The organism is Delftia sp. WSY_10 (assembly GCF_043104705.1).
In the GTDB taxonomy this organism is placed as follows: domain Bacteria; phylum Pseudomonadota; class Gammaproteobacteria; order Burkholderiales; family Burkholderiaceae_C; genus Comamonas; species Comamonas tsuruhatensis.
This window is the reverse complement of the sequence record NZ_JBICKY010000056.1, coordinates 42,916-64,575: the sequence shown is the minus strand read 5'-3', so window position 1 is coordinate 64,575 and position 21,660 is coordinate 42,916. Positions and strand designations below refer to the sequence as shown.

Below are 21,660 nucleotides of genomic sequence, written 5' to 3'. Positions count from 1 at the left end.
AAACTCCTGAAAATGCACGGGCCGGTCTACGCCAGTCCCGACACGCTGGTCAGTCCTGCCATGAACGTTCGGCGAACCGAGGCATCATAGTGGGGTGTTCCACCGCCCCGTGACTATGCACGGGCCCGGCCCCTTGGTTCTTACCTGCCCATGCGCCCATCACGCCTGAAGACACGTATCGCCGTCGGCCTGCAGCTGCTGGCGGCCTCTCTCACCATCGCAACGCATGCACCCGCACAGGCCCAGTTGCGCCTGCCCACTCTGGGCGATGGCGCAGCCACGACGACCAGTGACGAGCGGCGCCTGGGTGACCGCATCATCCGCTCGCTGTACCGCGATCCGGACTACATCGACGATGCGGTACTGCAGGAGTATGTGGAAGGCATCTGGCAGCACCTGGTCGATGCGGCGCGCACGCGGGGCGAGCTGTCGGACGAGCTGGAAGAGCGCTTTGCCTGGGAGATCCTGCTGGGGCGGGACCGCTCGGTCAACGCCTTTGCGCTGCCCGGCGGCTATCTGGGAGTGCACCTGGGACTGATCGGAGTGGTCAGCACGCGCGACGAGCTGGCGTCGGTGCTGGCGCATGAGCTGAGCCACGTCACGCAGCGCCACATTGCGCGGCTCATTGCCCAGCAGGGCAAGCAGACGCCGCTGATGATCGGATCGATGATCCTGGGCGCCCTGGCCGCCAGCCGCAGCCCCGATGCCGCCATGGCGATGATGATGGGCGGCCAGGCGCTGGCCGTGCAGAACCAGCTGAACTTCTCTCGCGACATGGAGCGCGAGGCCGATCGCATGGGTTATGGCTTGATGGCGCCTGCGGGCTTTGCGCCGCAGGGCTTTGTCACCATGTTCGACAAGCTGCAGCAGGCCAATCGGCTCAATGACAACGGCAGCTGGCCCTATCTGCGCAGCCATCCGCTGACCACGGAGCGCATGGCCGACATGCATTCACGCCTGCCGCGCGGCGTTGCGCCCGCGCCCGCCCCTTCCCTGGAACACGTGATGATGGCCGCACGGGCCCGCGTGCTGTCGCGCCCGGGCGTGGACGTGCTGCGCCAGTGGGCCGAGCTGCCGCGCTCCACCAGCTTTGGCAGCCAAACCCCGACCCAGCAGGTGGCACAGTTGTATGCCGCCACGCTGAGCGCCGTGCAATTGCGCGATTGGGCCGAGGCGCGGGAAATGTCCGAGCGCCTTCAAGCGGCCACGGCCGCCGATCCCGGCGCCCTGCGGCAGGCCAAGCTGCTGCAGGCCGAACTGGAGCTGACAGCCGGCAAGCCCGGCGCCGCGTTGCAGGCGTTGCCACCGCTCTACCTGCCTGCAGCCGCACCTGCCCAGGCTAGTCCCACGGTATCCGTCCCCGCCAAGACAACGGAAAGCGGCCCCAGCCTGGCCACCGTCAATGTGGTCGAAAACCGCGCCGTGCGCAGGCCGGAATTGCTGATGCGCACGCAGATCCTGCTGCGCGAGCAGGGCGCCGCCAGCATGGCAGGCCCGCTGCAGACCTGGGTGACGGACCACCCGCGCGATGCCAGCGCCTGGCAACTGCTGGCCCAGGTTCAGCGCTCTCAGGGCCAGGAGCTGCGCGCGCTGCGCGCCGAGGCCGAGGCCCAGGTCGCGCACTACGACTATGCGGCCGCGGTGGATCGCTTCAAGGCAGCGCAGGAACTGGCCCGCAAGGGCGGGCCCAAGGTGGATTTCATCGAAGCCTCCATCGTGGACACGCGGCTGCGTGCCGTGGAGGAGCTGCTAAGGGAACAGGCGCGCGAGAAGTGACTCGATGGCCAGGCCCAGCAGCGAGTAGATGAGCGCGCCCAGCATGGCCGCCCAAAAGCCCGCGACATGAAAGCCGCTGAGCAGGCCCGAGGCTGCCCAGAACATCAGTCCGTTGACCACGAAGAGAAACAGCCCGACCGTCACGATGGTCACGGGCAGCGTCAGCACCACGAGGATGGGCCGCAGCACCGCGTTGAGCAGGCCGATGACCAGCGCCGCGATCATGGCCGAGCTGAAGCTGTTGACCTGCACGCCACCATAGAGATAGGCCACGACCAGCAGGGCACCGGCGCTGAGCAGCCATTTGATCAGGATTTTCATGCGGGCAGCATAGCAGCAGCCAGCAGATCCGGGTTGAGGCGGCGCACTGGGAACCGTGGACCGGAGAACTCCATGAAAAACGGCATCCCGTTTTCCGGGATGCCGTCCTGACAGTGATCGCCTGACCAGAGCAGCCAGGCAGATGCCAGCCTTTAGACCATCGCTTCCTCGAACACCAGGCCCATCAGCGCGCCGATGGCCGCCAGCGTTCCCGGAAGATTCCAGCGCCGGCCCAGCGGGGCTGCAGGCGCCACGGCTGGGGCCGTGGCTTCCTGCTTGGGGCGGCGCGCATCGACGATCTGGGCCGCGCCATGCTCCTGCTGGAGCTGGGCCACCAGTTCGGCCAGCGGCCCCTTGGCCAGCACCGGCGTGATTCGGCCTGCACTGTCACCGAACACCGGCAGCAACTGGGCAAACAGCTTGTCGGCCCACTTGCCGCGCCAGCTTTCGCGTGCGCTGTGGCTCACCCATTTGCTGACACGGTGGGTTATGCGCGGTGCGCAGGCCACCAGCAACCAGTGCGAGGACTGGGCCTGCGGCGAGGCGGCCAGGGCCTGGACCAGAGGCAGAGCGTAGGAAGCGTCATCCACGTAGACGATGATGGGGTTCAAAGCAAGTCCTTGTCGAACTGGGTTTGCGGGGTGGGACAGGCGGGCGGTCAAAGCCGCCCTTGCACTGGATTGTCGCGAATCGGCGCGGGAGGCCAGACAGGCCAACCCGGCGCCAACCTCAACTTTTCAGGAAATCAAGCTCCGTGGGCATCCGCCTTGGGAGCAGGACGGCGCGAAGCGATGTACTTGCCCAGTGCCAGCACCAGCAGGGCTCCGAACACGCTGGCACCGTACTTGAGCATGTCGGTCTGGGGCAGCTTGACCATCCAGTCCCACTTCTCCGTATTGGCGAAGACGGGGTCGGTGACCAGCATGCCGCCGGCAATCCAGCCCAGCAGCATGCCGCCGGCCACGATGATGATGGGGAAGCGTTCCATCAGCTTGATCACGAGCTGCGAGCCCCAGACGATGATGGGGATGGAGATCAACAGACCCAGCACGACCAGCAGCAGCTGGTGCTCGCCCGAGCTCTGTGCGGCGCCGGCGATGGCGATCACGTTGTCCACGCTCATCACCAGGTCGGCAACGATGATGGTCTTGATGGCCGCCAGCAGCTTGTCGCTGCCCTGGATGTTGTCATGGCCATCTTCATCAGGCGCAATCAGCTTGATACCGATCCACACCAGCAGCAGTGCGCCGACAAACTTCAGGAAGGGCAGCGCCAGCAGCGTCATCGCGAAGGCGATCAGGATGACGCGCAGGATGATGGCGCCAGCCGTGCCCCAGATGATGCCCTTCTTGCGCTGCGCGGGCGGCAGCTTGCGGCAGGCCAGCGCGATCACGACCGCGTTGTCCCCGCCCAGCAGGATGTCGATGATGATGATTTGGCCCAGGGCCACCCAGAACGGGGCGTGAGTCAGAAAGTCCAAGTCCATAAGGTCCTCGCTGTTGAGTACGGCCGGCGAGAACTCCTCCCTCCTGGAGAAACACCCACCAGCACAGAAAGACCGATGCGACGACACAGCGCCTACCCGGGCAAGGACATGCCTGGCTCAGGGGAGAACACCTTGATCGACCGTCATCAGGTCCATCAAAGGTCTTGCTCGGCTGCGGTATGCACCGCAGCCCGGAAGGCCGGAAGCTTGCGCTTCGTATTGACGACCATTCCGATGTCGGCGCGGTGGCTTTGCAACCACCCCTGCCGGCAGAGAGCTACTCCCCTTCGAACCTGCGGATTGCAACACAAAGCCGCTGCGGCGCGCAAGTGAAAAAACCCTTCAATTCCACGGAAAGCACAAGCAACATATCCCGCACTCCTTTTATACATCTGCCCCTAACGCTTCACTATTCATAGCAACCCTGAAGCTGATGGAGTGTTGCAGCAGTGCCCGGCCGAGGACTGGCATGCGCCTTATCATCGCTGTCCCTTCCCCTTGCCCGTCCATGACCGCACTGCACATCACCGATATCGAAGCCGCCATCAACTACTGGCGAGAGCGCCACCCGTCCCCGGATGGTGTGTTGCTGCAGCCCGAAGTACGGGCCCTGGCCGAGGTGTACGCGCTGATGATCTTCTGGCATGAGACCGAAGTGCAGGTTGAGGGCTTTCCCTCGCACGCCATGGCAGCCTGGCTGGCCTGGTACGACACGACCCCCGATACGCCCTGCATCGCCATCTGCTCCACCAGCCAGGGCGACGAGAAATGCAAGGGTTGTGGCCGCAGCTTCGACGAAGTGCAGATGTGGACCGCCATGGAGCCACCACAGAAGCGTGCCGTATGGCGCAGGATCACGACAGAAGGCGACTCCTGGCGCTTTACCCGCTATGCAGAGCGTGCGGCCGAGCGCGCGGACATATCGCGCAAACCCGGCTGATTGCCGTATATCGCACCGAACCAGTGCGATGTTGCAGGCGGCCTAACATCAGTCCCCATGCTGCAGACCGCCGCTTCCAGCCACCGCCGCCCCCGCCCCTGCATGCGCCTCACGGCAAGTGATGCGGGGAGCGCGCGCGTGCCGGCCGGCAAGGCCTGGCCTGCCACGGCCGCTCGCCTGCGCGAGCGCGATGCAGCGCGGCTGAACATCGGCCCCAGACAGGCCGCACGGTCTTGATGCGCTGCCCTGCGCGGAACCGGGCAGCGTCGCTTCACTGAATCCGCTCTTCTTGCGCCGCCTTCACCTTGAAACTGAAGGCGGTTGGGTTTTCACGCGTCTGCCGGGCCACAAGGCCTGCCGACAAAACGAGCTTTGCCGTGACCTGTCTAGCCTTTGCCCCAGCCGGGCCCTCGTTTTCCTCCCTCTGGCGCCATCTGCGTGATGCCGTGGCGCATCGCGCCTCGGCCCGCTTGCGGCCGCACCACGTCACCGAACTGCGCATCGACGTGATGCAGCCGCTGGTGGAGGGCGAGCTCGAAGCCATTCATGAGCGCCTGTACCAGCCCGGCAACAAGCTGCACGGCCTGGAGCGACGTCCGCTTCACGATCCGCAGTTCCAGCTGCACTGGCGGGAGGCCGACGGCGAATGGTTTGCCTACGTGGAGGATATGGAGCGGCGCTGCCTGGCCGGCTACACGGTGTTCAATCGCCTGGTCGAAGTGGACAAGCGCACCGACCGCCGCGTGCGCTCGCCCCATTCGCGCTTTGCGCCGGACTACCAGCGGCGCGGCATCGCCAGCGCCGTCTACCGCAGCGTGCTCGATACGGGCACCTGCCTCGTCAGCGGCGCACGCCAGTCGCCGGGTGCCCACGGCCTGTGGAACCATCTGGCGCGCAGCTATGACGGCCGCTATGTGGGCATCACGGAGAGCAAGTCGCTGATCCATCTGGGCTGCAATGTGCCCGACGATGTCATGGACCGGCTGTCCACTCGCCGCATGCTGCTGGGCGCGGGCTGGACGGTGGAGTCCTTCGCCCAGGCCGTCCGGATGCAGTTGCCTGACTGAGACAGTGGCTTGCTTGGGCCAGTGCCCGGCTACTTCCAGCGCAGCGGCTCGATGAAGACCGTGCCTAGATTGCTGCTGAGCGTCAATGCGCCTTCCTGGATGGTGGCCTGCAGTTGCATGCTGCGCTCGGCCAGCTCCGCCAGCGACTGGGAGGTTTCGGAGGGAATCCGCCAGACCTGCAGCTTGTTCAGTCGTGCCAGCTTGCCTTCCAGGCCTTTCCACCAGACTTCCGCCGCATGGTGGAAGGCGTAGAGCACTACGGCATCGGACTTGTTGCATGCCTTGGCGATGGGCTTTTCCTCGGGCTGGCCGACCTCGATCCACAGGCGCTTGGCTCCCGTGAAGTCGGTCAGCGAGACATCGGGGTCCTCGGGATCGGACAGGCCCGCGCCAAAGGCCAGCGTGCCGTCGCCGTTGCACATGTCGCTGAGCTGGTGGGCATTGAGGGCCAGGGCCACAAGGCGCACCATCATGCGCTCGTCCGTTTCGCTGGGATGGCGAGCCAGGGTCAGCGCATGGTCGGCGTAGTAGCCGTGGTCAATGTCGGCGATGGACAGGTTCGCCTTGAAGATGGTGGATTTGAGGGCCATGAGAAAACCAGGGACAGCGCATGGCCATCAGGAGGACAGATGCGCAGGAATATCGAGGGAGGATGAGACAGCCGGCTTGCGTGGCTTGAAGACCAGCGCCTTCTTTTCAACAAGGTGCCAGGACAGCATCGCCAATAGGCCAGCCCCCACAAGACTGCAGGCCAGCGCCGCTCCAAAACCGATCCGGCCTGAAAAGTACCAGACCACTGTCTGTTGAACGGGAAAGGCGTAAATGTACAGGCCGTAAGACAAATCACCAAAGCGACCAGCTTGTCGCAGCAGGGGTGTGCTGGCGGAGCCCAGTATCACCGCGAGCACGGCCATTGCCAGCAAAGGCGCTTGCAGCACCAGGATCAGAGGTCCTTTGGCATGCAGCAGCACGCAGCCGGCCAGCAATAAGGCAAGGGCCAGCATCCGCCGGGAGATCCAGAGATGGCGCCAGCACGCCAGCGTGGCGCCAAGCGAGAACACCATCGCATACTGCAGCGCGAACGACCATTCAGGAATGGGCTCGCCAGGCTCGATGCTGTAACGCCGCCACAGCGCCACCATCAATGCCACAAAGACCAAGGGTGCGGTATAGCGCCAACGCAGCAAGCCCAGAGCGCCCGCCACAGCCAGCATCACATAGCAGCCGACCTCCAGTGGAATGGTCCACAGCGGCCCGTTGACTGCGGCGCGGATCACATTCATCTCGAATACGCCAGGCAGCTCATATCGAATCTGCAGCCAGAGATTGCTGAAATATCCCCAGGTCAGCGGCTGCTCCAGATACACCCTCAAGGGGATCGAACTCACCAGCGGCCCCAGCACCAGGGCACACAGGGCCACAGCCACGGTCAGACCCGGCCATATACGCAGCACCCTGCGAGTAGCGAATCGACCCAGATGGGGATCTGCCAGCCAGGATAGCGTCACCAGATAGCCGCTGATGGCAAAAAAGATGACGACGCCCACGGCCCCAGGCTCGTCGTAAAGCAGCTTTGGGATCGGTAACCCAAGGACCGCGAACTGGTGGCTCCAGATGACCAGCAAGGCTGCCAGCAGCCTGAATGCGTCGAAATTATTGGAGCGCAGGGCAGTCCCAGCCCCTAGGGCCACTTGCACCAACTCAGACGCGGCGCGCCAGCTCAGCCGCCTTGCCCACATAGGAGGCAGGCGTCATGGCCAGCAGGCGGTCCTTGTCGGCCTGGGGGATTTCCAGGCCGTTGATCAGGCGGTGCAGGTCTTCGGCCTGCACGGTCTTGCCGCGCGTGACTTCCTTGAGCTTTTCGTAGGCGCCCTGCACGCCGTAGCGGCGCATGACGGTCTGGATGGGCTCGGCCAGGACTTCCCAGGCGTTGTCCAGGTCTTCCTGCAGGCGCTCTTCGTTGAGTTCGAGCTTGTTCAGGCCGGTCATCAGCGAGCTGTAGGCCAGCGTGGCATAGCCCATGGCCACGCCGATATTGCGCAGCACGGTCGAATCGGTCAGGTCACGCTGCCAGCGCGAGATGGGCAGCTTTTCGGCCAGGTGCTTGAGCAGGGCGTTGGCCAGGCCCAGGTTGCCTTCGGCATTCTCGAAGTCGATGGGGTTGACCTTGTGCGGCATGGTCGAGGAGCCGATCTCGCCGGCCTTCAGGCGCTGCTTGAAGTAGCCCAGGGACACATAGCCCCAGACATCGCGCGAGAAGTCGATGAGGATGGTGTTGGCGCGCGCGATGGCGTCGAACAGCTCGGCCATGTAGTCATGCGGTTCGATCTGGATCGAGTAGGGCTGGAAGCTCAGGCCCAGACCCTGGGGCTCGGGCGACTCGATCACGTTCTTGCTGAAGGCTTCCCAGTCGAACTCGGGCCAGGCGGAAAGGTGGGCGTTGTAGTTGCCGACGGCGCCGTTCATCTTGGCCAGGAGCTTGACCTCGGCGATGCGGGCAGAGGCCTTTTCCAGGCGCACCAGCACGTTGGCGATTTCCTTGCCCACGGTGGTGGGGCTGGCGGTCTGGCCGTGCGTGCGGCTGAGCATGGGCACGGCAGCATAGGCATGGGCCATCTCGCGCAGCTTGGCCGTGATGCCGGAGATTGCGGGCAGCAGCACGCTGTCGCGGCCGGCACGCAGTTGCAGCGCGTGGCTGGTGTTGTTGATGTCTTCGCTGGTGCATGCAAAGTGCACGAATTCGGCGGCCTTGAGCAGCTCGGGACGGCCGTCGAACTTGCCCTTGATCCAGTACTCCACGGCCTTGACGTCGTGGTTGGTGGTCTTTTCGATGTCCTTGATGGCCACGGCATCGGCCTCGGAGAAGTTCTTCACCAGGTCCTGCAGATAGACGCGCGCGCCTTCGGACAGGGGCTTGAACTCGGCAAAGCCGGCATCCGACAGGGCGATGAACCAGGTCACCTCCACCTGCACGCGGCGGTGCATGTATCCCATCTCGCTCATGATCGGGCGCAGAGGAGACAGTTTGGCGGCGTAGCGGCCGTCGAGCGGGGACAGGGCGGAGATGTGCGGCAGATTCATGGGCCGTGATTGTAGGTGCGCGCGGCAAAAACGGGGGCCGAGGGGGAGATCGTCGGGCAGCGCATAGAATCTGCTGCCCGCCCATGGGCCGCCTCTTCGCCACGGAAAATTGCCATGAAACTGATAGGTTCCTCCACCAGCGCCTACGTACGCAAGGTACGCGTCGTACTGGCAGAGAAAAGGCTCGACTATCAGTTCGTCGAGGAAAACCCCTGGAGCCGCGAGCTGTCGCCCGGCACCGGCAACCCGCTGGGCAAGGTGCCGCGCCTGGTCATGGACGGCAGCGATGCCATGTTCGACTCGCGCGTGATCGTCGAATATCTGGACACACTTTCCCCGGTAGGCAAGCTGATCCCCGGCACGGGGCGCGAGCGCGCCGAGATCAAGACCTGGGAAGCACTGGCCGATGGCCTGCTGGATGCCGGGGCGCTGGCCCGCCTCGAAGCCACCTGGGATGGCCGCAGCGAAGAACAGCGCTGCCAGGCCTGGATAGACCGCCAGCTTGCCAAGGTGCGGGCTGCACTGAACGTGATGTCCCAGGGGCTGGGCGACAAGCCGTATTGCTGCGGCATCCACTTCACCCTGGCCGACGTGTGCGTGGGCTGCGCCCTGGGCTGGCTGGACTTTCGCTTTCCCGAGCTGGACTGGCGCGCCGACCACCCCAATCTGGCCGCACTGCAGGCCAAGCTGGCCGAGCGTGCCAGTTTTGCAGCCACGCGCCCTCCCCAGCCCTGACGCCGCACCAGCCCGGGAATGCAAAAAGGCCACCCGATGGGTGGCCTTTTTGCTGGCATAAAAAAGTTGCGAAGCATCCCGAAACGAATAAAGAGAGGGAGGGAGGAGAAGCGCTTCGGGCGGAACAGTTCAGGACTGTGGCCCCAGAGGCTTCGCAACGTGAAATTCGGTCTGGGTACTCTCTCTCAACAAGCTGTTCAATAGATGAGCTACTTTTGCAGAAGTTCCAGGGGTCGTGGGCAGGAAAAATGTAACATTTTGAGGATGCCCGCGATCCTGCTGTAGGCCAATTTCCACGGATGCTGAAGTGAAGGCGTTCGCAGCCGCAAGCCGCCTTCTTTGCTTCACATCGTCAAGCCGCAACGGCGTTGGCGAAAACCGCATCCCACAAGGCCTTGACGGGCGCACTCAGCGGCTCGGCCTGCCCTGGCACCAGCTGTGCCGAGCGCTCATCCAGCCGTGCCACGTGCTGCAGGCGGCGCAGTTCGCGGTAGGCCCGGGCCGCCTGCTGGCCTACGCCGGCCGGGATCAATCCTGCCTGTTCGGCGCGCTGCAGCAACGCGATATTGCCGAGGTTGGCCATCAGTTCCGGGTGCGAGGCCGATTGCGAGAGCACGAGGTACTGGACCGCGAATTCCACATCGACCATGCCGCCCGGGCTGTGCTTGACATCGAACAGGCCGCCGCGCACCGGATGGGCGCCGCGCACGCGTTCGCGCATGGCGACGATTTCGTCGCGCAGCGCCGAGGGGTCGCGAGGCGCGGTGATCACAGCCTCGCGCACGGCATCGAAGCGGGCCTGCAGATCGTCACTGCCCAGCACGAAGCGCGCCCGCGTCATGGCCTGGTGCTCCCAGGTCCACGCCGTGTTGCTGCCGCGCTGCTGCTGGTAGTTGGCATAGGAGGCGAAGCTGGTCACCAGCAGGCCCGAGTTGCCGTTGGGGCGCAGCGCGGTGTCGATCTCGAACAGGTCGCCCTCGCCCGTCTTGACGGCCAGCCAGTTGATGAGCTTGCGCACAAAGGCGGCATAGATCTCGGAGGCGTGCTCGTCTTCGTCATCGAAGACGAAGACGATGTCCAGGTCGCTGCCGTAGCCCAGCTCCTTTCCGCCCAGCTTGCCGTAGCCGATGATGGCGAACTGCGGCGACTCGCGGTGGCGGTTCTTGAGCCGGCTCCAGCACCAGCTGGCCGTCACCCGCAGCACGCAGTCGGCCAGTGCGCTGAGATCGTCCGCCACCTGCTCGACCGTGATGCGGCCTTCGATATCGCGCGCCAGCGTGCGAAAGACCTCGGCATGGTGGGCGCGGCGCAGCAGGTTCAGCAGGGTTTCGTCATCGTCCTCGCCCGTGGCCTGCAGCGCGGCCAGGCGCAGGGCCAGCTCATGCTCGAAGTCCATGGGCGAGAAACGCTCGCCCAGCATGGCTTCGTTGGCCAGCTCGTCGATCACGCCCGGGTGCTGCTGCAGGTAGCGCGCGGGCCAGCGTGCCGCGCCCAGCAGGTCCAGCAGCCGCTCGTGCACGGCGGGGCGCTCCAGCAGCAGGGCCAGATAGCTTTCACGGCGCAGCAGCGGCTCCAGCCAGTTCAGAAAGCGCAGCGCGGCGTCTTCGGGCACGCTGCGCTCGGCCACCCATTGCGCCGTGCGCTGCACGAGTCGAAACAGCCGGCCGCGCGCCTCGTCGCGCAGGTTGGCGATGCGGGCGTTGCCGCGCCAGTCGGCCACATGGGCGGCCAGGGCTGGCGGCAACTGCTCCATGAGGCCGTCTATCTCGCGCGGCGTGCCCTGGGCGGGGCTGCGCGCGCCGTTGCAACGGCCCGAGCCGCACTGGGGCTGGGCCGAGCCGCCCAGCAGGGTGTCGAATTCCTCGGCCACCTTTTCGCGATGGGCATCGAGCTGGTGCAAAAAGGCGCAGGCATCGGCAAAGCCCATGGTGCGCGCAATCCATTCCAGGTCATCGTCGCGGGTGGGCAGCACATGGGTCTGCTGGTCGTCCAGGTACTGGATACGGTGCTCGACACGGCGCAAAAAGGTGTAGGCCGAGCCCAGGGCGTCGGCCACTTCCTGGCTCATGAGGCCGGCGCGCGCCAGGCGGCCCAGCGCCTCCAGCGTGGGGCGGCAGCGCAGTTCGGGGAACTGGCCGCCACGCACCACCTGCAGCAGCTGCACGGTGAATTCGATCTCGCGGATGCCGCCGCGCGAGAGCTTGACGTCATTGGAGCGGCCCGGATGGCCCGCGCTGCGCCGCGCCGCATGCTCGCGGATCTGGCGGTGCAGCGAGCGCAGCGCATCAAAGACCGCGTAGTCCAGGTAGCGGCGAAAGACAAAGGGCAGGACCACGGCACGCAGCGCCTGCACCTGCTGGGAGCGCACGCAGTCCATGGGCGCCACGACGCGGCTCTTGAGCCAGGCAAAGCGCTCCCACTCGCGTCCATGGGTCTGCAGATACTCCTCCAGCGAGGCCAGCGAGACGGCCGGAGGCCCCGAGTTCCCGTTGGGACGCAGCGCCAGGTCCACGCGGAAGACAAAGCCGTGCTCGGTGGTGTCGCCGATCAGGCCGTAGATGCCCTTGACCACGCGCGCGAAGTACTCGTGGTTGGAGATCACCCCGCGCCCATCGGGCAGGCCGGCGGTGTCGCCGTCCTGCTCGTAGACGTAGATCAGGTCGATGTCGCTGGAGACGTTGAGCTCGCGTGCGCCCAGCTTGCCCATGCCGATGATCCACAGCTGCACTGGCCGGCCGTCGGGGCCTTGAGGCGCGCCATGGCGCGCGTCGAGCTCGGTGCGCGCCTGGATGCAGGCGCGCTCCAGCGCCAGCTCGGCCAGTTCGGTCACGGCGCGCGTGACCACGGCCAGCGGCGCCTGCTGCTCGCAGTCGAGCACCATGGTGCGCTCCATGACCAGCTGGCGCAGCACACGCAGCGCAGCCGACAGGTCCAGGCCACGCTCCAGCAGTGCCACCAGGGCCTGCTCCATGGACGCGCGCTCGGGCGGACCCGGCGGCAAAAGGCTCAGCTCGTCGCCATAGCGACGGTGCAGCCGTTGGTGAAAACGGGAATAGGCGGCCTGTGCGGGGACATTCAAGGCCGTACCTGCCATTGCGTGAACTGAGGATTGCATACGGAACGCGAAAGAAGCGGCCACTCACGCGCAGAGGGATTGCAGCAACCCTTGGTTACCGCCCAGGCCCTGAGGGCGCCGGTCATAATTCCCGTCATAGCTGATGCCGCCGATGATCGAACCGAAACCGCACCCCACACGCCTGACCCGTTGGATGGCCGGCCTTGCGCGGTGGTCACTGGGGCTGGTCCTGGCCTTCTGGCTGGTCCTCGCCTCCGTGTGGGGGGTGCTCCATGGCTGGATTGTGCCGCGAATCGGCGAATGGCGTCCTCAGCTGGAATCCCTGGCCTCACGCACGCTGGGCCTACCGGTTCGCATAGGCAGCATCACGGCCCGCAGCGAGGGATTGGTCCCCCGCTTCGAGCTGGGCGACGTGGTGGTGCAAGACCCCGAACATTCGGCAGACGCCCTGCGCCTGCCCAGCGTGGTGGTCGCCGTTTCGGCACGCTCGCTGATGCGCCTGGGCGTGGAACAGATCTACATAGACCGTCCTGAACTCGTGGTGCGCCGCGCGGCCGATGGCCGAGTCTTCGTGGCCGGCATCGAGATCAGCCCTTCGGCCGGCGGGGACAATGCCGCCGCCGACTGGCTGTTTTCGCAGACCGAACTGGCGCTGCGCGGCGGCAGCCTGCTGTGGTTGGACGAACTGCGCCAGGCTCCGCCGCTGGCCTTGCGCGATGTGGACCTGGTGCTGCGCAACAAGGGCTGGGGCCACGGACTGCGCCTGGATGCCACGCCGCCCGAGGGCTGGGGCGAGCGCTTCATGCTGACCGGCCTGTTCCGCGAGCCGCTGCTGTCCACGCACGAGGGCAACTGGCGCCGCTGGAGCGGCCAGGCCCATGCGATGTTCACGCAGATCGACCTGTCCCAGCTTGGCCAGTACATAGACATCTCTGGCTTGCGCCTGCAGCAGGGCCGGGGCGCGCTGCGCGCCTGGATAGACCTGCGCCAGGGCCAGCCCGTGGGCGCCATGGCCGACGTGGCCGTGAACGCGCTGCAGCTGCAGTGGCGCGAAGACCTGCAGCCGCTGAAGCTGCAGGCCCTGACGGGCAGGCTGAGCGTGCAACACCAGGACGGCTGGCGCTTCGCTGCGCAGAACCTGGAATTTTCCACGGGCGACGGCCTGCACTGGCCGGCTGGCAATCTGCGCGCGCGCTACAACCCCGCCGGCGCCAGCACGCAGGGGGCGCTGGGTGAGCACGGCGAGTTCCAGGCCGATGGCATTGACTTGGCCATCCTCGCCCAGCTGGGCCAGCGCCTGCCGCTTCCAGAGCAGGTGCAGCAGCACCTGGCCGATCTGGCACCGGCCGGCCGTCTGCACCAGTTCCAGGGAAGCTGGCGCGGCCCGCTGGAGTCCTTGCAGCAGTACAAGGCCAGTGGCGAACTGCAGCAACTGTCGATCAACGGCGTGGCATCGTCCGAAGGCCCCGCGGCGCCGGGCATGCCCGGCCTCAAGGGCCTGAACGCGCGCTTCTCGCTGGACCAGGACGGCGGCCAGGCCCAGCTGGAGATGGAGGGCACAGAGCAGCGGCCGGCGTCGCTGTCGTTCCCCGGCGTGTTCGAGGAGCCCGAGATCCCGCTGCACCGCCTGCAGGCCAGCCTGCGCTGGCAACTGCGCGGCCAGGCCATCAGCGTGCAGGTGCCCAGCCTGCGCTTTGCCAACGACGACACCGAAGGCGAGGCCCGCGCGCAATGGCATACCGGCGACGGCAGCGACAGGCAGCCGCGCTTTCCCGGCGTGCTGGACCTGCAGGGCCAGTTGCGCAACGCAGACGGCACGCGCGTGCACCGCTACCTGCCGCTGGAGATTCCCGCCGACGCGCGCCACTATGTGCGCGAGGCCATACACGCCGGGCGCGCGAGCACGGTGAACTTCAAGGTGCGCGGCAACCTGGACCACGTACCGGCCGACAAGCCCAGCCAGGGCGAGTTCCACATCGCGGCCAAGCTGCATGACGTGCACTATGAATATGTGCCGCCCCATCTGCTCACGCATGGCGAGGCGCCCTGGCCGGCCCTGGTCGATCTGTCCGGCGAGCTGGTGTTTGACCGCTCCTCCATGGCCGTGCGCAATGCGCGCGGCCAGTTCGCCGGCTATCCGCAGCTGCAGATGCGCGACATCCAGGCCAGCATTCCCAACCTGGCCCACACCGAGGTGGCCGTCACCGCCAAGGGCCAGGGCCCGCTGGCCGACATGCTGGGGGTGGTGAAGACCTCGGCCCTGTCGGCGCTGACCGGGCACGTGCTGGACGGCAGCGAGGCCACGGGCGCCGCGCAACTGGCCCTGCAACTGCAATTGCCCATCGACCATCTGGACCGCAGCAAGGTGTCCGGGCAGGTCACGCTGGCGGGCAACTCGCTGCAGCTCGATGACGAGACACCGCACCTGAGCCAGCTGCGTGGCGCAGTCAAATTCTCCGACACCGGCTTCTCGCTGGTGGGCTTGCAGGCGCGGGCCCTGGGCGGTGAACTGCGTGCCGATGGCGGCATGCAGGCGCTGGCGCGCAATGCGCCAGCCACCGAATCGTCCGTCAAGGTGCGGGTGCAGGGCACGGCCACGGCACAGGGGCTGCGCGATGCCAGGGAACTGGGCTGGGTGGCCGACCTGGCCCGCCATGCCGAGGGCCAGTCGCCCTATTCCCTGCTGCTGAAGGTGCGCCGTGGCACGCCCGAAATCCAGGTCCAGTCCAGCCTGCAGGGCATGCGCATCAACCTGCCGGCTCCGCTGGGCAAGGCCGCCGAGTCCATCCAGCCGTTGGCCGTGAGCCACCAGCTCGCGCCTGCCAGCTTCGCCGCGCCCGATGCCCCGCTGCGCGACCAGATCAGCGTGCAACTGGGCGACACGGGCTCGGTCTTCTATGAGCGCGACATCAGTGGCAAGCACAGCCGCGTGCTGCACGGCAGCATCCTCATCGGCCAGGAAGCGGGCACCGCCCCCACTTCGGGCCAGGGCGTGCAGGCCCATGTGCAGTTGCCGCTCTTCAATATCGACGACTGGCTGGCGCTGGCGCCGCAGTCCAACGGCACCAGGCCAGAGCCCGCCGACGCCGCCACGGACCCTGCGCGCGAATACCTTCCCGATCGGCTGAGCCTGCGCGTCAAGCAACTGCAGGCCAAGGGGCGGCAGCTGCACGATGTGGTGGCGGGCATTTCGCGCGATGGCGGCTCGTGGCACAGCAACCTCACCTCCCAGGAGCTGGATGGCTATGTAGGCTTTCGCGAAGGCACGGACGCCCAGCCCGAAGGGCAACTGGTCGCCCGGCTGTCCCGCCTGACGGTGCCGGAGGCCAAGTCCGAACGCGTGGACGCCCTGTTCAACGAAGGGCCGCGCCAGCTGCCGGCGCTGCAGATCGTGGTGGACGACATGCACCTGTCGGGCCACGCGCTGGGCCGCCTGGAGGTCGAGGCCCGCAACCGCCCCGTGCCCGGCAACGCGGCGGCGCGCGAATGGCAGCTGTCGCGCTTCAACATTTCCACGCCCGAGGCCACGCTGACGGCCAACGGCCAGTGGCGCCTGCCCCAGGGGCAGTCCGAGCATCCGGGGCGCAGCCAGCTGCAGTTCCAGCTGGACCTGCGCGACGTGGGCAAGCTGCTCACGCGCTTTGACATGCCCGGCGTGGTGGGCAATGGCAAGGGGAGCCTGCAGGGCTCGGCGGGATGGACGGGCTCGCCCATCACGCCCGATTTCCGCAGCCTCTCGGGCTCCATGCACCTGGATGTGCAGACCGGCCAGTTCCTCAAGGCCGAACCGGGCCTGGCCAAGCTGCTGAGCGTGCTCAGCCTGCAGGCGCTGCCACGCCGGCTGACGCTGGATTTCCGCGATGTCTTCAGCAACGGCTTTGCCTTCGACTTCATGCGCGGCGACGTGCAGATCACCGATGGCGTGGCGCGCACCAACAACATGCAGATGAAGGGCGTCAACGCCGCCGTGCTGATGGAAGGCACGGCAGACCTGGTCCAGGAGACGCAGAATCTGCACGTGGTGGTGGTGCCCGAGATCAACGCGATGACCGCCTCCCTGGTGGCCACGGCCATCAACCCCGTGATCGGCCTGGGCAGCTTTCTGGCGCAAGTGCTGCTGCGGGGCCCGCTGATTGCGGCAGCCACCAAGGAATTCCGCATCGACGGCAGCTGGGATGATCCCCAGGTCACTGCCTTGCCGCGCCGCCGGGCCGCAACGCCCTCTGACACACCGTCGCGCACGCCCTCCACCGCCACCGAGTCAGCCCCTTCAGGAGAGAACCCATGAAAATCGCAGCCCTGCAAATGGTGTCGGAACCCGATGTGCGCGCCAACCTCGACCAGGCCATGGCCCTGCTGCGCCAGGCGCGCGAGCAGGGAGCCGAACTCGCGGCCCTGCCCGAATACTTCTGTGCCATGGGCCTGCGCGATACCGACAAGCTGGCCTACCGCGAGAGCTTCGGCCAAGGCCCCATCCAGGACTTCCTGGGCCGCGCCGCGCGCGAGCTGCAGCTGTGGATCGTCGGCGGCACCCTGCCCCTGGTGGCCGATGACGATGCCCACGTGCTCAACAGCTCGCTGGTGTTCTCGCCCCAGGGCGAATGCGTGGCGCGCTACGACAAGATCCACCTGTTCCACTACGACAACGGCCGCGAGCGCTACACAGAGGCCGCCGTGGTCCAGGCCGGCCACACGCCCGTGACCTGCGACATCACCTCGCGCGAGGGCGAGTCCTGGCGCCTGGGCCTGAGTGTGTGCTACGACCTGCGCTTTCCCGAGCTGTACCGCCGACTGGCCGAGCAGGGTGCCGACCTGCTGCTGGTGCCCGCCGCCTTCACCCACATCACGGGCCTGGCCCACTGGGAGGTGCTGCTGCGCGCCCGCGCCATCGAAAACCAGGCCTACCTGCTGGCGCCCGCCCAGGGCGGCCACCATGAGAACGGCCGCCGCACCTGGGGCCACAGCCTGCTGGCCGACCCCTGGGGCATGGTGCTGGCGCAGCAGGCCGAGGGTGCCGGCGTGGTGCTGGGCGAGATCAAGCGCGAGCGCCTGGCGCATGTGCGCCGCCAGTTGCCGGCCCTGGAGCACCGCGTCCTGTGAATCCGCTGCACCTGTCCACGCCCGCCCCTGCCGAAGGCCGCTGGCCCTGGCGCCGCTGGCGCACTGCCTGGCGGCGCTGGTCGCTGTGGAGCCTGCTGGTCGCTTTGGTGGCCAGCATGCTCATCACCATGGTCTGGCTGGCCGGACGCTATGAGGCCTCCCAGGTCCAGGACAAGCTGGAGCGCGACACCGCCAATGCCGTGGCAGACATACGCGCCGCCCTCAACCGCAACCTGCAGGACCTGCAGGCGCTGAACGCGCCCGACAACGACCCTGCCGAGTGGAAAACCCGCGCCGCCGAGCTGCTGCAGGTGCGCCGCGAGCTGATGCGCATCGAATGGCGCGATGCGGGCCTGCAGATCCGCTCCCATGCCGAGACGCCCTACCGCAACGTGCAGTGGGAAGACCAGCTGCGCACGCAAAACACCCATCCGGAGGCCGTGCTGACCTGCACCCACGCGCGCCGCCTCAACGGCCCGGCCTACTCGCCCAGCTACTTCCAGCTGCTGGCCGAAGGCCTGGGCACGGAGATGATGGAGGTCTGCCTGCCATTGACGCAAAGCGGCCACATCATCGGCTTTGTCATCGGCACCTACAGCCTGCAAAGCCTGCTGATCACCCAGGTCAGCAAGAACCTGCCGCGCACCCAGGAAGTGTCCTTCACCGAGCCGGACGGCACGCGCCTGGCCCTGCTGGGCGCCTCCTGGCGTGGCACGCGCATGTTCACGGCGCAGCAGCTGCTGGACCTGCCGGGCAGCACCCTGGTGCTGCGCATGGACAGTTGGCACCGCGCGCCCAGCGTATTCCCCAACGTGCTCACGGCCCTGGTGACGCTGATGTCCATCGCCCTGGTGTCCGTGGTCGCCGTGCTGGTGCGCGACAACCGCCGACGCCTGCGCGCCGAGCGCGATCTGGGCGATGCGCTGGCCTTTCGCAAGGCCATGGAGGACTCGCTGGTCACGGGCCTGCGCGCGCGCGATCTGCAGGGCCGCATCAGCTATGTGAACCCGGCCTTCTGCAGCATGGTGGGCTTCACGGCCGAGGAACTGCTGGGACTGAGCATTGCGCCCTACTGGCCGCCCGAGCGCGCCGAGATCTACGCGCGCCGGCGCGACAGCCGCCTGTCCGGCAACGCCCCGCCGCCGCGCGAGGGCCATGAAAGCATCTTCATGCGCAAGGACGGAACGCGCTTTCCGGTGTTGATCTTCGAGGCGCCGCTGATCAATGCCCAGGGCCAGCACACCGGCTGGATGAGTGCCTTCATCGACATCAGCGAGCAAAAGCGCATGGAAGAGATCTCACGCGCCTCGCAGGAGCGCCTGCAGGCCACGGCCCGCCTGGCCACGGTGGGCGAGATGGCCTCGCTGCTGAGCCATGAACTCACCCAGCCGCTGGTGGCCATCTCCAGCTACGCCACGGGATCGCTGAACATGCTGGGGAGCGACGATGGCACGGGCACGGGCACAGGTGCAGGTGCGGGTGCGGGCAGCGCCATCTCGGACCATGAAGCCCGGCTGCGCCAGCAACTGCAGGACCTGCGCATGGCCATGGAGCGCATCAGCTTCCAGGCCGACCGCGCAGGCCGCGTGATCAAGAGCGTGCGCGATTTCGTGCGGCGGCGCGACCAGTCCCGCGAAGTCATAGGCGCCGCCGAACTCATAGACGCCGTGCTGCCGCTGATCAGCCTGCAGGCACGCAACCTGGGCGTGCGCGTGACCACCGACATCGAGCCCGGCCTCCCGCCCGTGCTGTGCGATCCGACCATGATCGAGCAGGTGCTGCTCAACCTGGCGCGCAACGGCATGCAGGCCATGGACTCGCCCGAGACCATGGAGCGCGAGCTGCAGCTGCGCGTGCGCCGTGCGGCCGCCAGCACGCGCCGCAGCTGGGTGGAGTTCGCCGTCATCGACTGCGGCACCGGCATTCCCCAGCATGTGGCGGAGCAACTGTTCACGCCCTTTTTCACCACGCGCAACGAGGGCATGGGCCTGGGCCTGAGCCTGTGCCGTACCGTGGTCGAGCAGCATGGCGGCCACCTGCAGCACAGCCCCCACAGCCCGCGCGGGACCGTCTTCGCCTTCACGCTGCCGGCGCACAGCCCTGCGCAGGTGCAGGCATAGATGGCACCAATGGAACAAATGGAACAATAGGCCCATGGAACCTGTACCCGACGCCACCGTCTACATCGTCGACGACGACACCGATGTCCGCGAAGCGCTGGCCTGGCTGCTGCGCTCGCGCCGCCTGCTCAGCGAATGCTATGACAGCGCAGAGGCCTTCGACGCCATGCTGCAGTCGCGCCCACCGCCACGCAATCCCTGCTGCCTGCTGCTGGACATGCGCATGGGCGGCATGAGCGGGCTGGCGCTGTTCAACCTCATGCTGGAACGCAACCAGATCGCAGGCATGCCCGTGATCTTCCTGACCGGCCATGCCGACGTGCCCACGGCCGTGGACACCGTCAAGCGCGGCGCCTTCGACTTCTGCGAGAAGCCTTTCTCGGACAATGCCCTCGTGGACCGCATCGAACAGGCGCTGGAACTGTCGGCCCAGCACCAGGCCGAAACCCGTGCGCGCGAAGCCGTGCGTGCACGCTTCAACGAGCTGACGGAGCGCGAGCGTGACGTGATGCGCCTGGTGGTCGAGGGCATTCCCAACAAGCTCATCGCCGACCAGCTGGACATCAGCGTGCGCACCGTCGAGGTCCACCGCGCGCGCGTCTTCGACAAGATGCAGGTCAAGTCGGCCGTTGAACTGGCCAACCTGCTGCGCACACACGGCTGACCCCTTCAGAAATACGTGGCAATCACGTCCACCACGTCATAGCGGTCATTGACGACGGCCAACTGCCGCCATTTGTCAAAGGTCAGGCAGGGGTGGGAGATGTCGAAGGCCAGCATGTCGCCTATGCGCAGGCCATCGTCCTCGGCCACCTTCAGGAAAGCATGCTGGTCCATCATGGCCGTGACCTCCCAATGCGGTGGCGCCGCCACGGGCGCGGCATCACCGGGGCGGTAGCGCAGCGCGGGCCGGGGCGGCACGGCCTCGAAGGCGGTATCGCGCTTGCCCAGCGCCACGATGGCGCGGCCGGGCTCGGGCAGCGACTGCACATAGGCCCAGACCTGCAGCGCAGGCTGCAGGCTGGCACGCATCTGCTGCGCCACGGGATTGGTCTGGTCGATGCGCCGCTGCGCTGCCTGGTAGATGCCCGCGTCATGCGTGAGATAGCAGCCCGGGCGCAGCACCAGATCCAGCGGACCGCCGATGTCGGCCTTGCCGAACTCTTGGGCCACCACGTCATACCAGGCCGAGCCGGCGCCGGTGAGCACGGCCGGGCTGCGCTGCAGCCGGCCCTCGCCCGCCAGCCGCTGGAGCCAGTCCACGGCGCGCCGCAGCAGGGTGCGGATGGGCTCTTCTTCCTTGAGCACGCCCTCGTAGACCTCGATCCCGGCCAGTCGCACGCCGGCACCGGCCCGGGCCAGCGCGTCCAGCAGCGGCTGCATCTGCGCATCGGAGCGAACGCCCGTGCGCCCGCCGGGCGGGCCCAGTTCGATCAGCACCTGCACGGACCGGCCCGCTGCGCCAAAAAAGGCGGCCAGCTGCTCGACCTGCTCGGCACAATCGACCAGGCAGAAGAACTCGAAGCCGGGATCGGCCAGCAGCTCGGCCACGGCCGCCATGTTGCGCCGGCCGATCAACTGGTTGGCCATGAGCACGCGGCGCACGCCATGGGCATGGGCCACGCACGTCTGCTGAGCGGTGGCCAGCGTGATGCCCCAGGCGCCCGCGTCGATCTGCTGGCGGAACAGGCGGGGCGCCATGGTCGTCTTTCCGTGGGGCGCGAGCTGGGCGCCGTAGGCATCCACAAAGCGCTGCATCCAGGCCAGGTTGTGCGACAGGCGCGACTGCGACAGCACAGCCACAGGCAAACTCAAGTCTTCCCGCAGCAGATTCCAGCCCTGCGCGGCAGCGTCCTGCGGCGTGCAGGGGGCGGACAGCGCGCCCAGGCCCTTGTCGAGCGGGCTGACCACGTCGGCCGCGCCCGCTGTGCTTGCTTCACTCATACGACTCCCCATTG

General features: G+C 66.9%; 17 protein-coding genes. 9 read left to right on the top strand and 8 right to left on the bottom strand.

Going from position 1 to position 21,660, the window contains the following annotated elements:
• The first annotated feature begins 150 nt into the window (after window positions 1-150).
• On the top strand, window positions 151-1,776 hold the full coding sequence (locus ACF8ML_RS22880) for a M48 family metalloprotease (protein ID WP_047328056.1): 1,626 nt from the start codon (window positions 151-153) through the stop codon (window positions 1,774-1,776).
• Here the strand turns inward: ACF8ML_RS22880 and ACF8ML_RS22875 are convergent.
• From ACF8ML_RS22875 to ACF8ML_RS22865, 3 genes are all read right to left on the bottom strand, one after another.
• Complete coding sequence (locus ACF8ML_RS22875) at window positions 1,750-2,097, bottom strand: phage holin family protein (RefSeq protein ID WP_012202791.1); 348 nt, start codon at window positions 2,095-2,097, stop codon at window positions 1,750-1,752. The genes ACF8ML_RS22880 and ACF8ML_RS22875 overlap by 27 nt on opposite strands.
• Before the next feature lie 152 nt (window positions 2,098-2,249).
• On the bottom strand, window positions 2,250-2,708 hold the full coding sequence (locus ACF8ML_RS22870; RefSeq protein WP_016449386.1) for a hypothetical protein: 459 nt from the start codon (window positions 2,706-2,708) through the stop codon (window positions 2,250-2,252).
• A 134-nt stretch (window positions 2,709-2,842) separates the two neighbouring features.
• Window positions 2,843-3,583 (bottom strand): TerC family protein, encoded by a 741-nt coding sequence (locus tag ACF8ML_RS22865; RefSeq protein WP_016449385.1) that lies wholly within the window; start codon window positions 3,581-3,583, stop codon window positions 2,843-2,845.
• A 508-nt stretch (window positions 3,584-4,091) separates the two neighbouring features.
• Between ACF8ML_RS22865 and ACF8ML_RS22860 the strand changes: the two genes are divergently transcribed.
• The 3 genes from ACF8ML_RS22860 to ACF8ML_RS22850 all read left to right on the top strand — a co-directional run bounded on the left by ACF8ML_RS22860 (window position 4,092) and on the right by ACF8ML_RS22850 (window position 5,590).
• Window positions 4,092-4,523 (top strand): DUF3717 domain-containing protein, encoded by a 432-nt coding sequence (locus ACF8ML_RS22860; RefSeq protein WP_017404072.1) that lies wholly within the window; start codon window positions 4,092-4,094, stop codon window positions 4,521-4,523.
• A 57-nt stretch (window positions 4,524-4,580) separates the two neighbouring features.
• A complete protein-coding gene (locus ACF8ML_RS22855) occupies window positions 4,581-4,760 on the top strand; it encodes a hypothetical protein (RefSeq protein ID WP_047328055.1) in 180 nt (59 codons plus the stop codon).
• A 140-nt stretch (window positions 4,761-4,900) separates the two neighbouring features.
• Window positions 4,901-5,590, top strand: a complete 690-nt coding sequence (locus ACF8ML_RS22850) for a hypothetical protein (protein ID WP_047328054.1) — start codon at window positions 4,901-4,903, stop codon at window positions 5,588-5,590.
• Window positions 5,591-5,619: 29 nt separating this feature from the next.
• On the opposite strand, the gene ACF8ML_RS22845 is transcribed toward ACF8ML_RS22850, so the two are convergent.
• Genes ACF8ML_RS22845 through purB form a run of 3 tightly spaced genes read right to left on the bottom strand, consistent with a single transcriptional unit; the run spans window position 5,620 to window position 8,671 of the window.
• Window positions 5,620-6,180, bottom strand: a complete 561-nt coding sequence (locus ACF8ML_RS22845) for a YaeQ family protein (RefSeq protein WP_017404069.1) — start codon at window positions 6,178-6,180, stop codon at window positions 5,620-5,622.
• A gap of 27 nt (window positions 6,181-6,207) precedes the next feature.
• Window positions 6,208-7,329, bottom strand: a complete 1,122-nt coding sequence (locus tag ACF8ML_RS22840; RefSeq protein ID WP_047328053.1) for an acyltransferase — start codon at window positions 7,327-7,329, stop codon at window positions 6,208-6,210.
• Window positions 7,292-8,671: an adenylosuccinate lyase gene (gene purB, locus ACF8ML_RS22835; protein ID WP_016449379.1), complete on the bottom strand. Its 1,380-nt coding sequence runs from the start codon at window positions 8,669-8,671 to the stop codon at window positions 7,292-7,294. The genes ACF8ML_RS22840 and purB overlap by 38 nt, the downstream gene beginning before the upstream one ends.
• Window positions 8,672-8,785: 114 nt before the next feature.
• Here purB and ACF8ML_RS22830 point away from each other — a divergent pair, with 114 nt between their 5' ends.
• Window positions 8,786-9,406 carry a glutathione S-transferase family protein gene (locus tag ACF8ML_RS22830; RefSeq protein ID WP_016449378.1) on the top strand — a complete coding sequence of 207 codons (621 nt, stop codon included), beginning with the start codon at window positions 8,786-8,788 and terminating at the stop codon, window positions 9,404-9,406.
• A gap of 352 nt (window positions 9,407-9,758) precedes the next feature.
• On the opposite strand, the gene glnE is transcribed toward ACF8ML_RS22830, so the two are convergent.
• A complete protein-coding gene (gene glnE, locus ACF8ML_RS22825; protein WP_392408347.1) occupies window positions 9,759-12,500 on the bottom strand; it encodes a bifunctional [glutamate--ammonia ligase]-adenylyl-L-tyrosine phosphorylase/[glutamate--ammonia-ligase] adenylyltransferase in 2,742 nt (913 codons plus the stop codon).
• A 133-nt stretch (window positions 12,501-12,633) separates the two neighbouring features.
• Here glnE and ACF8ML_RS22820 point away from each other — a divergent pair, with 133 nt between their 5' ends.
• The 4 genes from ACF8ML_RS22820 to ACF8ML_RS22805 are packed head-to-tail and all read left to right on the top strand — an operon-like array spanning window position 12,634 to window position 20,366.
• Window positions 12,634-16,770: a YhdP family protein gene (locus ACF8ML_RS22820; RefSeq protein ID WP_279493620.1), complete on the top strand. Its 4,137-nt coding sequence runs from the start codon at window positions 12,634-12,636 to the stop codon at window positions 16,768-16,770.
• Window positions 16,767-17,582 carry a carbon-nitrogen hydrolase family protein gene (locus tag ACF8ML_RS22815; RefSeq protein WP_016454246.1) on the top strand — a complete coding sequence of 272 codons (816 nt, stop codon included), beginning with the start codon at window positions 16,767-16,769 and terminating at the stop codon, window positions 17,580-17,582. Before ACF8ML_RS22820 ends, ACF8ML_RS22815 begins: the two co-directional genes overlap by 4 nt.
• On the top strand, window positions 17,579-19,702 hold the full coding sequence (locus tag ACF8ML_RS22810; RefSeq protein ID WP_047474562.1) for a nitrogen regulation protein NR(II): 2,124 nt from the start codon (window positions 17,579-17,581) through the stop codon (window positions 19,700-19,702). The genes ACF8ML_RS22815 and ACF8ML_RS22810 overlap by 4 nt, the downstream gene beginning before the upstream one ends.
• Window positions 19,703-19,736: 34 nt before the next feature.
• Window positions 19,737-20,366, top strand: a complete 630-nt coding sequence (locus ACF8ML_RS22805; protein ID WP_012202778.1) for a response regulator transcription factor — start codon at window positions 19,737-19,739, stop codon at window positions 20,364-20,366.
• A 5-nt stretch (window positions 20,367-20,371) separates the two neighbouring features.
• On the opposite strand, the gene ACF8ML_RS22800 is transcribed toward ACF8ML_RS22805, so the two are convergent.
• Window positions 20,372-21,646: an amino acid deaminase gene (locus ACF8ML_RS22800; RefSeq protein ID WP_017404062.1), complete on the bottom strand. Its 1,275-nt coding sequence runs from the start codon at window positions 21,644-21,646 to the stop codon at window positions 20,372-20,374.
• Between the last annotated feature and the right edge of the window lie 14 nt (window positions 21,647-21,660).

Coding starts and splice junctions, on each gene's coding strand:
- ACF8ML_RS22805 (WP_012202778.1), top strand. CDS start 19,737: ATGGAACCTGTACCCGACGCCACCGTCTACATCGTCGACGACGACACC.
- ACF8ML_RS22815 (WP_016454246.1), top strand. CDS start 16,767: ATGAAAATCGCAGCCCTGCAAATGGTGTCGGAACCCGATGTGCGCGCC.
- ACF8ML_RS22830 (WP_016449378.1), top strand. CDS start 8,786: ATGAAACTGATAGGTTCCTCCACCAGCGCCTACGTACGCAAGGTACGC.
- ACF8ML_RS22880 (WP_047328056.1), top strand. CDS start 151: ATGCGCCCATCACGCCTGAAGACACGTATCGCCGTCGGCCTGCAGCTG.
- ACF8ML_RS22820 (WP_279493620.1), top strand. CDS start 12,634: ATGATCGAACCGAAACCGCACCCCACACGCCTGACCCGTTGGATGGCC.
- ACF8ML_RS22800 (WP_017404062.1), bottom strand. CDS start 21,646: ATGAGTGAAGCAAGCACAGCGGGCGCGGCCGACGTGGTCAGCCCGCTC.
- ACF8ML_RS22845 (WP_017404069.1), bottom strand. CDS start 6,180: ATGGCCCTCAAATCCACCATCTTCAAGGCGAACCTGTCCATCGCCGAC.
- ACF8ML_RS22840 (WP_047328053.1), bottom strand. CDS start 7,329: ATGTGGGCAAGGCGGCTGAGCTGGCGCGCCGCGTCTGAGTTGGTGCAA.
- ACF8ML_RS22865 (WP_016449385.1), bottom strand. CDS start 3,583: ATGGACTTGGACTTTCTGACTCACGCCCCGTTCTGGGTGGCCCTGGGC.
- glnE (WP_392408347.1), bottom strand. CDS start 12,500: ATGGCAGGTACGGCCTTGAATGTCCCCGCACAGGCCGCCTATTCCCGT.
- purB (WP_016449379.1), bottom strand. CDS start 8,671: ATGAATCTGCCGCACATCTCCGCCCTGTCCCCGCTCGACGGCCGCTAC.
- ACF8ML_RS22860 (WP_017404072.1), top strand. CDS start 4,092: ATGACCGCACTGCACATCACCGATATCGAAGCCGCCATCAACTACTGG.
- ACF8ML_RS22875 (WP_012202791.1), bottom strand. CDS start 2,097: ATGAAAATCCTGATCAAATGGCTGCTCAGCGCCGGTGCCCTGCTGGTC.
- ACF8ML_RS22855 (WP_047328055.1), top strand. CDS start 4,581: ATGCTGCAGACCGCCGCTTCCAGCCACCGCCGCCCCCGCCCCTGCATG.